This is a genomic window from Bacillus sp. EB106-08-02-XG196 (genome assembly GCF_013396335.1).
GTDB lineage: Bacteria > Bacillota > Bacilli > Bacillales > Cytobacillaceae > Neobacillus.
Genome location: NZ_JABWSY010000008.1, coordinates 248,864 through 263,768, shown reverse-complemented (window position 1 = coordinate 263,768; position 14,905 = coordinate 248,864). Strand labels below are relative to the sequence as shown.

Genomic DNA, 14,905 nt, shown 5'->3' with positions numbered 1-14,905 from the left:
TACTAGTATCTATTGTCTATTTTGAGGAAGGTCCTAAATACTCTCTACTTTTCTTCGTCAAATTATTCAGTTGAAAACAATAGAAAGTTCTCTTACCAAAGGGGCTCTGTGACTATCTAATCAAACGTTTGATTAGTGGCATTGTGATTAATTAATCGATTGATTAGAATTGCTGCATATGTTGGCAATGCAGGTTTTGTACCTTCTAAGAAGCGTTGGAAAGCGTCGAATTACCATATTGTTAAAAAATAGAATTTTTTGGAAAAGTTGACTAAGTGGCAAATAAAACGTATGAAAATAAGTGACCTTTTCAGTGGTCTCGAAAAGTCCTATGGCATTTTTTAGGTTTCTAATATTCAGTATATTTATAAAATCGTGTATAATCTGATTTATTATACTAATAGAGGAATGTTTCATGGTAAGGAGGGATATCTCATTTATCACATAGCAAGGAAAATTATCAATTTATTTATGAATCGGACGTTTTTTACGAAAATCTTTTTATCCATTTGTCTTGTTTCTTTTACAGGTATTTTTGGACTTGCCTATTATTATCAGGAGTATTATCGAACGGTATTGATTAACAATGAAATGGATAGTGTGAAACGATCGATTAATCAAGCAAATTTGAATCTCGATAATCAAATTAAAAGGATTGTAAATGATCTTAATTATTTCTTTTATTACTCCCATAATGGAGCTGATTATTTTGATAGCCAAAAACGTTCAGAAGTACAAAGCACATTAGAGTCTTTTCGTTTACAATATTCCGATCAGGTAGAATCTGCCTTCATTTTGGTTAAAGACCACAACGCCAATGGCAAGGAGGCATTAATCTATGATCAAAATTTAGATCTAGTTAACGGAATCGACTATCAAACACAAACTTGGTATAAAAACTTTGTCCAAAAAAAATCGTCATTATGGTTAAATCCTTCAACTGATCACCTTTTCTATCAGGATCGTTCATTAAACACTATTTATCTAACACTTACACAGTTCGACTTACAAGGCCATGATGTTCTTTTTGTTGTTCGATTAAATGGAAAGTTGTTTAGTGACTATTATCGGCTGCTAGCTTCTTCGGATGTTTCAATTGAACTCAATGACGATGATGGAAATGTGATTTATACATCTATCGCTTCGACCACTGAGGCGGATGAAGAAAGAGCGATAAAAATGGACTTTATCTTGGGTTATAGCCATTTTCAAGTGAAGACCTTTATCGATGAACAATCGATTGAAGCACAGGTATCCAAAAATCTGCTCTTTGATCGAAACTTTCTTGTTTTGCTGATCCTGATTACGCTTGGAATTTCCTTCTTGCTTTCTATGACTCTCGTTCTTCCGATAAAAAAATTAGTTTTATTGATGGAGAAGGTAGAGACAGGAGACATGGATGTCCGTTTTGATGGTAAATATAAGGATGAAATAGGGGCGCTAGGGAGGAACTTCAATAAAATGATTGCCAACCTATCCGCTTTAATCGACAAAGTCTATGTGGCCAAAATGGAAAAGGTCCAAATGGAAGTCAAGCAAAAGGAAGCGAAGATTCTTGCGTTACAGAATCAGATTAATCCACATTTTCTCTATAATACGCTTGAGGTCATTAATTGCCAGGCGATTATCAATGAAGTACCAGGCATAAGTCGGATGACCAGTGCATTAGCGGACTTTTTTCGCTACCCAGTTGAAAATCATATGATTGAAGTAAAGGTACAAATGGAGCTTGAATATGTCAAGACTTACTTGGAAATTCAACATGAACGTTACCCGGATATTGAAATCATTATGGATAACTTGGAGTCTTTTCTTGATCTGCCTATCGTAAAACTAACTCTGCAGCCGATTGTTGAAAACGCCTACAAGCACGCCTTTTCCGAGGAACGTGATTTCTTCCTTCAAATATCTGGCGAGGTGTTTAGTGACCATTATATCATCAACATTGAGGATAACGGAGTCGGTTTAGATGAGGAAAAGATCCAGCAAATTAATCAGCTCTTTGATACGGATGTTCAATCGTTTTCACAAAATGATCGTGGCGGGAAAAGTGGCTTAGGTTTACTTAATGTCCATCAACGGATCCGGTTACGATACGGTGTTCCTTTTGGTTTAAGCATTTGTGAGTCCATGTACGGAGGAGTGCTAGTTTCTGTGCGATTACCATTGGAGGGGGAAAAATTGTGAGAATACTAGTTATTGATGACGAAGTGGTCATTCGGAAAGGACTTATAAAACTATTGGGGATGATCGCGTTCAATGATCTTATCATTGAGGAAGCAAAAAATGGGGAAGAAGCCCTTCAAAAAATGAAGATGAATAAACCAGACTTATTGGTAACGGATATTAATATGCCTGTTTTAAATGGGTTGGATTTTATTGATCGTGTGAGAGAAACCTATTCTGATATTGAAATTGTTATTTTGACCGGTTTTGCAGAGTTTGAATATGTACAAAGGGCATTGCGGAATTCTGTAACAGACTATTTATTAAAACCCATTTCTCAGCAAAAATTAGAAGAGGTTATTTCAAGAATTCTTTTGAAAGACCCTGCTAGGTGGATAAGTAAAATTGGTATGAATGACGTTAGAAAAATAAAGGAAACAGCTCAAAATTTAGCCAAAAGTGCCATTGCCGAAAACAAAATGGAATTGGAACATACGTTTAAAAAATGGCAGGAGTATTGCGAGAAATGTGGATTTTCTTTACATGAAATTAAACGTCTGATGGGACAAGTGCAGCTGTTCTACCAATCTGAATTTTATCAAACCTTAAATTACTATCCTTCCAGCTTCTTATCATCTATCAACCAGAAGGCAACAACGATTACTCAATTATTTGATCTATGGTTTAAAAGCTTACTTGAGCACATGGAGTTTATATCAGAGCAAAAGTCTCCTAAGAATAAGAGAATTGTAGAAGAGGTTCTCCACTATATCAGTGAAAACTTTCAAGATCCGAATCTTTCGATTAAAAAAATCGCAGACCATTGTGGTGTTACTACAGCCTATCTAAGCACCATTTATAGGAAAGTGATGAAAAAACCTCTTACACAGTACATTATTGAATATCGATTAGAACAGGCAAAGGAAAGATTAAAGGAAGATTATAAAACGAAGATTAACTTGATTGCGGAAGAGTGTGGGTTCGGTGACTATCCTTACTTTTCAAAAATTTTCAAGAAGAATATTGGGATTTCTCCATTAGAATACAGAGAAAAAGTGACGTGATTTTACTATACCTTCTTTTGAAGGTTTTTTTTATTTCATTTTTTTATAGACAAGTAAAAGCGTTTTAGTACATTTTCTAAAGCGGTTTCATTTATTACTATAGAGCTACGAGGTAATAGATTTGTGAGAAGTTGTAAATCATCTATATGAAAAGGAAAGGAATGAGCCGAATGGTAAGAAAGTACTCGTTTATTGTATTTGCTTTTTGGATGGTTTTTCTATTAGCAGCATGTGCTGGAAATACGGAGAATTCTTCTTCTGAAAAAAAGGATTCAGGTATATCAGAAGGGGAAACCAAAACCTTGCAGACTTGGGGCAAAACCATTAAAGAAAAATATGGCGGTACAGAGATTAACTTAGCTTTTGCAAGTCACCCTTCAACTGATTCATTTGAAAAAATGACGAAGGATTTTGAGGAGCTAACGGGTATCAAAGTGAAATGGGAAGTGATGGAGGAGACCTATTTAAAGAATAAACAACTGCTTGATTACACGGGGAAAAGTGGCAGATATGATGTGCTGATGGTAGATGGCTTCTGGATGAACGAATATGGAGCAAAGAAAATTGTTGAGCCATTGGATCCGTATATTCAGGATAAGGCTATTACTCCGGATTGGTTCGATTATGAAGATATTGTTCCTGCCTACCGAAATGGAATTAGTCAATTTGATGGAAAAACCTATGGAATCCCGACTGCTGGTGAAACCCGATTTATTGCTTACAGAAAAGACTTGTTTGAGAAATATGATAAGCTGCCACCAGAAACAATGGAGGAGTTTCTAGAATTAGCCCAATTCTTTAATGGAAAAGAAGAGGATTTATATGGTGTTTCAATGCGTGCTCAACGTGGAATCCATGCCGCATCAGGCTTAATGACCATCATGTACAATTTTGGAGGCGGTTTCATTGACCCTAAATCAGAAAAAGTGACCATTCATGATCCAAAGACCGTTGAAGCGATTGAGTTTTATGTGGATCTCCTAAAGAATGCTCCGAAAGATGTTGGAACCTATACACATGAGGAAGCACTCTCGACCTTTACTTCTGGCAGAGCCGCGATGTGGCTGGATGCGACTGCATTGGCGAACCGTATTTTAGATCCAAATAGTTCTGAAGTCTATGACAAAGTTGGATTTGCTCCAACCCCTGAAGGACCTGGTGGAAGAGCGAGCGCACTTGCGGGGTGGAATATGTCGCTATCTTCATTATCAAAAAATAAAGATGCCGCTTGGGCCTTTATTATCTATATGAACAGCAAGGAAAAAGCAAAAGAATATGTAAGCAATGGCGGTATTCCTGTTCGAACATCTGTTTATGAAGATGAAGAATTGGCAGCTGAAAATCCTTCTTTCCCAGTTCAGCTTCAAGCCTTAGAGGACGCCAATGTTCTAGTTGAAAAAGGTATTTCATGGATACCTCAAAATGAAAGATTAGGGCAGGCGCTGGATAGGATTGGGTATTTTATTAGCGCTGCTTTAGAAGGTTCATTGACTGCAGAAGAAGCAGCACAACAAGCGCAAAAGGAAATGGAAGATATAGTAGGGAAATAGAGGACGAAAAGGTGTCAAGCGCTTGTAATCCTTTTCCGTTACAGAAGGAGGTGGAAATTTGATCCGCACTTATTTCAAGAAAAATCCACATACCGTTTATATATGGCCGGCAATCATTATCTTGGGAGGTCTATCAATTGTTCCATCCCTGTTCTTATGGATTTTAAGTCTGACAGATTATGAATTGGGATATACCGATTTTAACTTTGTTGGGGTAGAAAACTTTACCCGTCTCTTTACTGGCGGCGATAATGAATTTTGGTTTTCTTTGTGGATAAGCTTGTTTTTTATGGTGATTGTAACGCTCATTGAACTGCTTCTTGGATTTTGGATTGCCACGTTACTCGACAGGGATTTCAAGTTGAAGTTTTTAGTCTTCTCTTGTCTGATTGTTCCCATTGCCATGACGCCAAGCATCACCGGACAAATTTGGAAACTAATGCTGAATGCGGAATATGGAGTCATTAACTATTTCCTTCAATTCTTTGGCGGAAAAGTAATCTGGCTTTCAACCGAGAATGCCTTTCTATCAACGATACTTGTTGATATCTGGCAGAATACACCCTTTATGGCATTAATTATTTATGCAGGAATCCGTTCCCTTCCTACCGACCCATTTGAGGCAGCCGCGATCGATGGAGCGAGTAAGATACAAGCCTTTTATCATATTTCGTTACCATTATTATGGCCTGTCATCATTTTAGCAGTGATATTCCGTGCGATTGATGCCTTAAAAACATTTGATATACCGTTTTCCCTTACGCAAGGCGGGCCAGGAAACGCAACGGAATTTCTTAGCCTTCATGTTTTTCGATTAGGTTTCGCCCAAACAGGGTGGGTAGGAAGATCAGCAGCCGTAGCGATTATCTTATTAATGTTGACGACTGTCATTAGTATGCTGCTCATTAAGGTGTATAGAAAGGGAGTGGAAAATAAAGAATGAATGCAAACCATTCCAAACTAGGTTTTCCTAGAGCAGCCCTCCTCACAATTATTTGTTTGGTTTCTGTATTCCCTTTACTATGGATGCTGCTTCTGAGTGTAAAAACAAAAACCTTGACCTATGATCCAAGTACATGGTTTTTTATCCCTACCTTTGAAAACTACAAGGCCATTTTTCAGGAACGGGATGTTATCAATTATTTTAAAAATAGTTTTATCATCATCATTTTTACTACTGTTATCTCTATCTTTATTGGGAGTTTAGCAGCTTATGGTTTTGCTAGATTTAATTTTAAAAAGAAGGAGAATTTGGCCTTTTGGGTGTTAAGTATGAGGATGCTGCCCCCAATGGCTTCCGTCATTCCTTTCTTCATCATGGCAAGTCTGCTTGGGATGCTTGATACCCATTTAGTTTTAATCATTTCTTATATGCTGTTTAATATTCCTTTTACCATTTGGATGATGCGCGGGTTTTTTGAAGAGATACCAGTTGCTCTGGAAGAGGCAGCATTTGTAGATGGCGCTTCAAGGTTTCAAGTATTTACAAGGATTATTCTGCCATTAGCCATTCCTGGTCTCATTGCTACGGCTATCTTCTGCATCATCAACTCCTGGAATGAGTTTGTATTTGCGTTATTTCTAACCAGTGCCAATGCAAGTACACTTCCAACCACCGTTACGTTATTTTTATCAGTCAGCGGGGTTGTTTGGGGAGAGATGTCTGCGATCGGTGTTGTTACCGTATTGCCTGTCCTTATCTTTGCCATGATTGTTCAGAAGTATATGATTCGCGGATTGACCTTTGGCGGAGTGAAATAACGAATGGATTTTAATTAAAATTTTATTTTAAAAATGGGGGTTAACGAATGAAAAGTCAATGGAAAAAACGTAGTGCGGGTTTGATGGGATTATTATTGAGTGCCAGTATGGTTATAGCTGGTTGTGCAAGTTCGAATCAAACCTCTAGTAAGGAAAGTGGAGGAAAGGATGGGGATAAGGTCACGCTTACCTTTGAAACGTCTGTATACCCTGAAGCACCACATAAAAAGGCTTTGGATGCCCTAATTCAAAAGTATACGGAAAAAAATCCGAATATTGAAATTAAAATCCATGGTGCTGACTATGAAAACTTCTGGAACAAACTCACGACAGAGGTCGTTTCAGGAACACAAGGGGATATTGTTCAGGTGTACCCAGAAAACATTTCAACCTATAACTCTTTAGCTGACGGAGGAGCGTTTGTTAATTTAGACGATTATATTAAAGAGTCAGAGCTTGAGGATAAGTTGGTTGGACAAGAATTAAGTAAAGTAGATGGTTCTTACTATGCGGTTTCAAGCTACGCTTGGGGAACGACTGGTATTTTCTATTGGAAATCGATGTTTGAAAAAGCTGGAATTAATCCGGACGATATCAAGACAATCGATGATTTAAAAGAGGCTGCTGCCAAATTAGGCGGGAAGGACCAGTATGGCTTTGCTAGTGTAGTAGGTTCGCATCCGTTCGTTTCATCTGAATGGTATAGATTAGTCGCAAGACCGGTTTCAAATGGAATATACTTCCCGAATGGTGAGACTGGTCCTTATGAGGCTGGAAAAATCAATGTCAACTCGAAGGAAAATATTTGGGCAGCGGAATGGTGGCAAGATTTCTTAGCTGATTCCAAAATTACCGCTCCAGGAACGAGAGATAAAAAGGTAGGAAGAGAAATGTTCTGGAACAAACAAGCTGCTATGAACATGGATGGTCCTTGGTTTATTGGAATGACACAAGAAAGAGATCCTTCTTTAATGGATGATTTAGGAATTATTCCTCAGCCGGTTGTTGAATACGAAGGTCAGGAATATAAGCCAAATCCAACCATGTATCCATTGGTTGCGATGATTTCAAAGAAAAGTAAACATGTGGAAGAAGCATGGGATTTCCTTGAATGGATGGCCAGTCCAGAAGCACAAGAACTTATTGTTTCTTCTGGAATGATACCAAGCAATAAAGAGTTTGTGGCGACTGATAAATACAAATCCGAAAATCAGGTAGCTGTGAAATTTGCGGAGTTCTTAGAAAACAACTATGCGAAAGCTGTCATGGATCCTCCAATCCCGCAGCAAGGGGAATTATCACAAATTATGCTAAATGCTGCTCAGGATATGTTTGTTGGAAAGAAAGATGCTAAGAGTACAATGAATGAGGCAGCTAAAAAGATGGAAGAAGTTATGGAAAAGTAGACATGACTGAATGCCCTAGGAGGGTTTCATCCCCTTAGGGCATCCCATTAATATTTTTAAATGATAGGTTAATAAAACTGCTTAAACGTAACGATTGTATACGATAAGCGATAGATTTTTAAGGTGATTTAGGGATTTGAATATTCCGCTATACGTAGTTACATAGAAAGGGCTCCCGCCGAAGGTTTGAGCTGCCTTATTAATAAGTAGCCGTTTAGAATTCTCCATGGAGGTAGCTAGATGAAAGCACACATTCGAAATTATGCAACTGCATATCTTTTTGTTTCGCCGTTGTTGGTAGCTGTTTCAGTGTTCCTTTTATACCCGATTTTAAAAGCAGCTATTATGAGTTTTCAGTATTGGTACCTGACAAAGCCCGTTGGGGGTAACCCTTTTGTAGGGTTCCAGAATTACTATGAAGTTATCCGTTATGATTATTTTACTAGCTCTATTTTTATAACAATCGCTTATATAGTGGTAACCGTTATTGCCCGGTTTGCTCTTGGTTTAGGTGTAGCAGTGTTACTCAATCAGGATTTTAGAGGGAAAAGTTTGGTTCGTGCTCTCGTCATTATCCCATGGGCTGTTCCAGAAGTTGTTGCTTGTTTAGTTTTTATCTTAATGTTTGATCATCAATATGGGATTATTAATGAATTTTTAATGAAATTGCATTTATTAACGAGTCCAGTAGCATTTTTAGGAGATTCAGATACTGCCCTTGGAGCAGCGATGCTGGTCAATGTTTGGAAGGGATTCCCGTTTGTGGCAATCATGCTTCTGGCTGGTTTGCAAAGTATCCCAAAAGAACTTTATGAAGCTGCCAAAGTAGATGGAGCATCCACTTGGCGTCAATTTCGATACGTTACGCTTCCTATGCTTAAACCTGTTTCCGTCATCGTCTTCTTATTGCTCGTCATATGGACCATCAAGGACTTTGCCATTGTGTATGTACTGACAGGCGGAGGACCAAGCAGGGCGACAGAAATCTTTACCATCTTTATTTACAATACAGCATTTAAGAACTTCCAATTTGGAGAAGCGGCGGCAGCAGGTATGCTTGTCATGCTTGTTTCAACTGTCTTTACCATTCTGTACTTTAAAGCAACGAAGGGGGCGGAAAACTAATGAAACTTTCAAAAACATTCATTCTTTATTTCTTTGTCCTCCTTGTCTTACTGTTTACGCTGTTTCCATTTCTTTGGATGATTATTACATCCTTAAAATTACCAAATGAAATTTATAGCAGTCCACCGACGATTATACCGGAAGTGCTGAATTTCGACGGCTACAAAACCATGTTAAATCCAGACGCCGATCCAAATCTTAATTTCATGAATTGGTTTTTTAATAGTACAAAAGTTTCGTTACTGACGACACTCTTTTCGTTAATTATTTCTGCTTTAGGTGGATATGGTTTATCACGCTTCCGTTTCAAAGGAAATATGGGAATTGGCTATATCATCCTTATTACTCAGATGTTACCGGGTTCTCTATTAATTATTCCTCTTTATATCATTATGAAAGACATGAATCTACTTAATTCGCATTTTGGCTTGATATTAGCCAATACAACCTTTGCATTACCATTCTGTACATGGATGATGAAGGGATATTTTGACACCATTTCCCCTTCATTAGATGAAGCAGCTATGGTAGATGGAGCCAATCGTTGGACTGTATTTAGCCGTATCATTCTTCCCCTTACTTTGCCGGGGTTAGTGGTTACTGGGATTTTCGCCTATATCACCAGCTGGAGTGAATTCCTATTTGCCTATACATTCTTAAATGATTATGAAAAGTGGACTTTATCCGTAGGGATTGCCAGCTTCCAGGGGCAATATGTTGTGAATTGGGATTATTTAATGGCGGGTTCTGTATTTACAACCATCCCGATCGTGATTGTGTTTTGGATATTCCAGAAGTACTTGATTAGTGGAATGACAGCAGGTTCTGTGAAATAAATAATAAATTTTAAAAATTAGGAGTGAATGATAAATGATTAAATTTGGAATTGTAGGCATGGGAATTCGTGGCTCTCTATTTGCCGACACGATTATGCAAAATCCATATTCAGAGCTCGTTGCAGTTAGTGAAATAAATGAAGAAGGTTTGGCGAAAGCGAAAGATAAATACCGGGCTTCCGGTTATAAAGATGTAGAAGAAATGATTCAAAATGAAGTTTTGGATGCTTTAGTCATTTCGACACCTGATTTTCTTCATTATAAGCCGGTTATGCTTGCAGCGAAAAAAGGGATTCATATTATGGTTGAAAAGCCGTTTTCGACTAGTATTGAAGAAACAGAAGAGATGTACCAGGCTGTTAAAGAGGCCGGTATCAAATGTTTAATTGCTTTTGAAAACCGTTGGAACTCTCCTTTTGTAGCGGTTAAAGAAGCGATAGAGAATGGAGAAATCGGTAATATCGTAACGATGAATGCAAGGCTAAATGACACGATTTTTGTACCTACTCAAATGTTAAAATGGTCTAAAAATTCAAGCCCAGGCTGGTTCCTATTTCCACATGCAACCGATATTGCCTGCTGGTTAAATGAAAAGAGACCAGTCCAAGTATTCGCTGTTGGAACGAAAAAGAAGCTAGTTTCTTTGGGAATTGATACCTATGACTCAATCCAAACAATCGTAACGTTTGAAGACCAGACGCATGCGACGTTTACAACGAGCTGGATTCTGCCAGAGTCAATGCCATTAATTTACGACTTTAAGTATGAAATTATTGGGGAAAATGGCGCTCTCTATGTTGACTTAGCGGACCAAATGGTAAGGAAAGCAGTAACCGACTATAAGCATGTGCATACGCTCGGAACTCCAATTAATGGCTTATTAACATCTGCACCAAGCTATATGTTAAATTCATTTGTTGATAACATACGATTAGACACTACGCCAGTTGCAACCGAAGAAGACGGGCTTTTAAACACTAGACTTGTTCACGCCATCCATAAGTCAATCGAAACGGGTACGGTTCAACCTATATAAACTACAAAAAGGATGTCCCTTGCGATAACCAGGGGACATTTTTCATATTGGAGGAGAAAGAATATGAGCAGCTATGTTGATGAATGCATTTTTCTTGGTCAGCAGGCAATCCGCGCGGGAAATGAATATTTAGAGATAGTTGTGATTCCTGGATTAGGAAGTAATGTCATTTCGTTAGTTGCGAAAGAAAGAAATATTCAATTATTAAGAGTTCCAGATACGATCGATCATTTTAATGAATCACCCATGCTTTACGGAACTCCTATTCTATTTCCACCTAATCGAATCGCTGACGGTAGATTTAGATTTGAAGGGAGAACCTATCAACTTGATATAAATGATCCATCCACACATTCGTTTATTCATGGCTTTGTTCATTCAAAAGAGTGGAAAGTAAAGCGATTTGAGGTAAATGAAAGTGGTGCTGTCATTGAGACCGAAATTGATTCAATCGACCATGAAGCTATTCAAAGGCAGTTTCCACATCGTTTTAGGTTGAAGATGATTTTTATAATAGAAGGAAATACCTTTCATAAACAAGCAACAGTTGAGAATCTTAGTCAAAAGTCCTTCCCTTGGGGGCTAGGATACCATACTACCTTTGCCTTTCCATTCCATGATCAATGTTCCTTTTCTCTTACAGTGGATAAAAGGTGGAGATTGGATGATCGATTTTTACCAACAGGTGAGTTAGAGGAACTTGAGAAGCCAATTGTCGATGTCCCGTTAAAAGGGCAGATCTATGATGATGTTTTTTTATCCACAGTTGTTCAAAACAGCGGTAGAAATGAAGCCATTCTCCGTGACGAACATAACGGAATCGAAATTGCCTACCAATGTGACGAGTATTTTTCACAGTGGGTGATTCATAATGGAAATGGAAAACAAGGATTCTTCTGTATAGAGCCGTATACATGGGTAACGAATGCACCGAACTTAAAGCTTCCAGAAGAAATAACAGGGAAACTGGTTGTTGAACCTGGGTGGGAGAGAACGGTTGGGAGTAGGATTAGTGTTAGGTAGGACTAGGACCAAGGGTGACCATGGGGACGGTTCTTAACATAAGCACTTGGAAGTTTTGCTCATATTTCGAAGCACTTTATATAGTAAAGAATTATTTTTCGAAAGGAAACTTTACTCAGTTATCATCGCAAAATTTTCAAGTGCTAAGAAGCAGGATAGTTTTTTAAAGTTTTTGTTTTTTGTGTTAGTAGTTCGACATTCAATAAAAAATTTCCTGCTTCTGGTGGCAACTATATATTGGTAGAGTTCACCATGGCATTGGTTGAGGGATAGAAAAGAATGAGTAGAATACAAGTCTATATCCACGACAAAAAATCCACTAGAAAACTGCCCAGGTTCGTTTTTATATAAGGGTTTATAGCACTTTTAATCAAACGTTTGATTGGCATTTCGTATAGGATATGCGTGTCAGGTCATGACGTTTACTAGTTTTTATTGTCTATTTTGAGGAAGGTCATAAATACCCTTTACTTTTCTTCGGCATATTATTCAATTGAAAACAATAGAAAGTTCTCTTACCAAAGGACTCTGTGACTATCTAATCAAACGTTTGATTAGTGGCATTGGGATTAATTAATCGATTGATTAGAATTGCTGCAAATGGTGGTAAAGCAGGGTTTGTACCTTCTAAGAAGCGTTGGAAAGTGTCGAAAAGTTGATATAGTGAAAATGGTGATATTTGTACTAATTTAGTAAATATCTACAAAAGAAGGGGGCTTCTACCACCTTGCGGTGTTAGAAGCCCCTTCTTTAAATTCCCGTGCCAGTCACTCCCCGAGCTTTTTCGAAGTTTGATAGGATAGTAGTTGCTACTTTGTTCTGTATAATGATGGAAGTTCGCCACATAGCACTACACCCTTATCTATCAGTAGATAAGGGTGTAGGTGTTTGATTTTGATAAAAGCTTATGATAGCTTTTATTTTGGTAATAGTTGTCTTGAGATGGTTAAAAGTAAATTCAAAATATCTGGTGTTGAAACGGGCCAGTAGTTTTGAACACAGATTACTTATAAATAAATTCATAAAAACTAAAGGATAACCTCAGCTGTTTTAACACTTGAATGGACCCATCCCAACATATTTGTGAAAAGAATCATCTCGTCAAAACATCTCTCCTTGTTCACAAAAAGAGTCATATAGGCCACGGATTTCTTGGTTTAGAATCGATTCGGATACATATTGAATAAGTGATGCGTCCTCAACATCCTTTAATTCGGAGGAAATACAATCCAACACCGCTTTACTGTCCTTATAAAGATTATGTTTCCCCCAGTTTTTAATGGCGAGTTCTCTCGTCTCAGGATTGTAACGAATCAACTTGTAATGCTCGATGAATCGTTTCATTAACAAATGAACGGTATCAATCGAATAATTCAACTCAAAAGCCATTTGTTTTCTCGTAATTTGATAGATTCCTATATGATTTGTATTTGGATTCGTAAGGAGATATATATAAAATAACTTATCCTCTGGGGTCATCATCACTCCTTCTGAATCATTCCAAACGTCGGTGCGTATCATTGTTTTCTTTGCCATCTTCAATCACTACCTTTCTTTGACCGTGGGGACGGTTCTTGTGGTCATGGAAAAATATGTAAGAGCAGGAGAACCGTCCCCGTGAACACTCGCTGAACCCTCAAATCTAATCAACAAACTTCCCATACTCCCTCTTAAACTCCAACTCAATTGTCCCAATTGGACCGTTGCGCTGTTTGGCGAGGATGACTTCGATTTTGTTAGGATGCTTGCTGTCTTTACTATAGTAGTCATCGCGGTAGAGGAAGGCGATGGTGTCCGCGTCCTGTTCGATTTGGCCGCTTTCACGGAGATCGGAAAGCATCGGGCGTTTATCCTGTCTGGCCTCGACGCCCCGGCTCAGCTGCGAGAGGGCAATCACACTGACATTCAACTCACGTGCCAGCTTCTTTAAGAACCGGCTGATTTCACTGATCTCCGCCTGGCGATTTCCTTTGTGCTTGATGTCTCCATCAATGAGCTGAAGATAATCGATGATCACGAGTAATCGTGCCTGCTCTCCAAACTTCTTTCTCAACCTGCGCACCTTTGAATAAATATAGTTCACATTCATGCCGGCTTTATCAAAAATGTGCAGCTGGCTGCCCGCAATCTGCCTAAGCGCATTTGTATATTTGCTCCAATCGTCCTCCGAAAAATAACGATAGGGATTCCGAAGTTTCACCGAACTAATTTCTTCGCTTATACAGACAGCGCGCTTTAACAATTGCTTTTTGGACATTTCTAGCGAGAAGATGACACTGACATCTTGAACGGCATGGTGAAGTGCCAGATTTAGGGCAAAGGCAGTCTTTCCTACGCTTGGGCGAGCACCGATGATGATCAAATCGGATTCCTGAAAGCCGCCTGTGAGACTATCAAGCTTCGTAAAGCCAGAGGAGCATCCAGGTATGTCACCGAGATCGGACTCGCCTTCCCCATATAATTCAATTAAACAAGGGGAAATTTCACCGCTATCTTCTCCGTCTGTTTGATTGTCTTCTAGCGCCATTAATTGTTGTATTCCTTCACTAACCACCTGTTCAATGTCCCCATCCCTGGCTTTCATTTGGAATTCCTCCATATAGGCTAGGGCCTTCCGGCGTTTATGATGGCTCTTGACGGCTTCTTCATATGCGTGGAAGTGAGCAACCGAAGGGACCCATGCTGCAAGCTGGATAATATACGTAATCCCTCCTACACTGCCAATTCGATCCACTCCAATCTCCTCAAGAACGGTTACCGGGTCAATCGGTTTTCCCTTCTTTGTTAACGATTGAATCACACTATAAAGTATTCTTAAGGCGGGAGAGGAGAGCTGTTCCGGTTGAACCGTGCATTCCTGCGCCAGCTGATTGTCTAAAAAGAACGACCCGACAAAGGCCTCTTCCACGGCTTGACTGTTGACTACGTAACTCTCCAT

General features: G+C 38.7%; 12 protein-coding genes. 10 read left to right on the top strand and 2 right to left on the bottom strand.

The features are described from left to right. The first annotated feature begins 471 nt into the window (after window positions 1-471). The 10 genes from MLOOGBEN_RS14620 (at window position 472) to MLOOGBEN_RS14575 (ending at window position 11,967) form a co-directional block, all read left to right on the top strand. The gene (locus MLOOGBEN_RS14620; RefSeq protein WP_218781189.1) at window positions 472-2,187 is read left to right on the top strand and encodes a sensor histidine kinase; all 1,716 of its coding nucleotides are present in this window, start codon (window positions 472-474) and stop codon (window positions 2,185-2,187) included. Continuing rightward, window positions 2,184-3,230, top strand: coding sequence for a response regulator transcription factor (locus MLOOGBEN_RS29725; protein ID WP_179158988.1), 1,047 nt, complete (start codon window positions 2,184-2,186; stop codon window positions 3,228-3,230). The genes MLOOGBEN_RS14620 and MLOOGBEN_RS29725 overlap by 4 nt, the downstream gene beginning before the upstream one ends. Before the next feature lie 170 nt (window positions 3,231-3,400). After that, window positions 3,401-4,780: an extracellular solute-binding protein gene (locus MLOOGBEN_RS14610; protein ID WP_179158987.1), complete on the top strand. Its 1,380-nt coding sequence runs from the start codon at window positions 3,401-3,403 to the stop codon at window positions 4,778-4,780. A 58-nt stretch (window positions 4,781-4,838) separates the two neighbouring features. Next, a complete protein-coding gene (locus MLOOGBEN_RS14605) occupies window positions 4,839-5,723 on the top strand; it encodes a carbohydrate ABC transporter permease (protein ID WP_179158986.1) in 885 nt (294 codons plus the stop codon). Continuing rightward, a complete protein-coding gene (locus MLOOGBEN_RS14600; protein ID WP_179158985.1) occupies window positions 5,720-6,541 on the top strand; it encodes a carbohydrate ABC transporter permease in 822 nt (273 codons plus the stop codon). Before MLOOGBEN_RS14605 ends, MLOOGBEN_RS14600 begins: the two co-directional genes overlap by 4 nt. Window positions 6,542-6,588: 47 nt before the next feature. After that, complete coding sequence (locus MLOOGBEN_RS14595) at window positions 6,589-7,947, top strand: ABC transporter substrate-binding protein (protein WP_179158984.1); 1,359 nt, start codon at window positions 6,589-6,591, stop codon at window positions 7,945-7,947. Between the two features lie 240 nt (window positions 7,948-8,187). After that, window positions 8,188-9,072 (top strand): carbohydrate ABC transporter permease, encoded by an 885-nt coding sequence (locus MLOOGBEN_RS14590; protein WP_179158983.1) that lies wholly within the window; start codon window positions 8,188-8,190, stop codon window positions 9,070-9,072. After that, window positions 9,072-9,908 carry a carbohydrate ABC transporter permease gene (locus MLOOGBEN_RS14585; protein WP_179158982.1) on the top strand — a complete coding sequence of 279 codons (837 nt, stop codon included), beginning with the start codon at window positions 9,072-9,074 and terminating at the stop codon, window positions 9,906-9,908. Before MLOOGBEN_RS14590 ends, MLOOGBEN_RS14585 begins: the two co-directional genes overlap by 1 nt. Window positions 9,909-9,942: 34 nt before the next feature. After that, window positions 9,943-10,944 (top strand): Gfo/Idh/MocA family protein, encoded by a 1,002-nt coding sequence (locus MLOOGBEN_RS14580; protein ID WP_179158981.1) that lies wholly within the window; start codon window positions 9,943-9,945, stop codon window positions 10,942-10,944. 63 nt (window positions 10,945-11,007) lie between these two features. Further along, window positions 11,008-11,967 (top strand): aldose 1-epimerase, encoded by a 960-nt coding sequence (locus MLOOGBEN_RS14575; RefSeq protein ID WP_179158980.1) that lies wholly within the window; start codon window positions 11,008-11,010, stop codon window positions 11,965-11,967. A 1,101-nt stretch (window positions 11,968-13,068) separates the two neighbouring features. On the opposite strand, the gene MLOOGBEN_RS14570 is transcribed toward MLOOGBEN_RS14575, so the two are convergent. Further along, complete coding sequence (locus MLOOGBEN_RS14570) at window positions 13,069-13,503, bottom strand: hypothetical protein (protein ID WP_179158979.1); 435 nt, start codon at window positions 13,501-13,503, stop codon at window positions 13,069-13,071. A 106-nt stretch (window positions 13,504-13,609) separates the two neighbouring features. Then, window positions 13,610-14,905 carry a replicative DNA helicase gene (gene dnaB / locus MLOOGBEN_RS14565; RefSeq protein WP_179158978.1) on the bottom strand — a complete coding sequence of 432 codons (1,296 nt, stop codon included), beginning with the start codon at window positions 14,903-14,905 and terminating at the stop codon, window positions 13,610-13,612.

What these genes read in the sequence shown, in the direction of transcription:
- MLOOGBEN_RS14580 (WP_179158981.1), top strand. Translation starts at nt 9,943, where the DNA reads ATGATTAAATTTGGAATTGTAGGCATGGGAATTCGTGGCTCTCTATTT.
- MLOOGBEN_RS14595 (WP_179158984.1), top strand. Translation starts at nt 6,589, where the DNA reads ATGAAAAGTCAATGGAAAAAACGTAGTGCGGGTTTGATGGGATTATTA.
- MLOOGBEN_RS14585 (WP_179158982.1), top strand. Translation starts at nt 9,072, where the DNA reads ATGAAACTTTCAAAAACATTCATTCTTTATTTCTTTGTCCTCCTTGTC.
- dnaB (WP_179158978.1), bottom strand. Translation starts at nt 14,905, where the DNA reads ATGGAGAGTTACGTAGTCAACAGTCAAGCCGTGGAAGAGGCCTTTGTC.
- MLOOGBEN_RS14610 (WP_179158987.1), top strand. Translation starts at nt 3,401, where the DNA reads ATGGTAAGAAAGTACTCGTTTATTGTATTTGCTTTTTGGATGGTTTTT.
- MLOOGBEN_RS14570 (WP_179158979.1), bottom strand. Translation starts at nt 13,503, where the DNA reads ATGGCAAAGAAAACAATGATACGCACCGACGTTTGGAATGATTCAGAA.
- MLOOGBEN_RS14575 (WP_179158980.1), top strand. Translation starts at nt 11,008, where the DNA reads ATGAGCAGCTATGTTGATGAATGCATTTTTCTTGGTCAGCAGGCAATC.
- MLOOGBEN_RS14590 (WP_179158983.1), top strand. Translation starts at nt 8,188, where the DNA reads ATGAAAGCACACATTCGAAATTATGCAACTGCATATCTTTTTGTTTCG.
- MLOOGBEN_RS14600 (WP_179158985.1), top strand. Translation starts at nt 5,720, where the DNA reads ATGAATGCAAACCATTCCAAACTAGGTTTTCCTAGAGCAGCCCTCCTC.
- MLOOGBEN_RS14620 (WP_218781189.1), top strand. Translation starts at nt 472, where the DNA reads ATGAATCGGACGTTTTTTACGAAAATCTTTTTATCCATTTGTCTTGTT.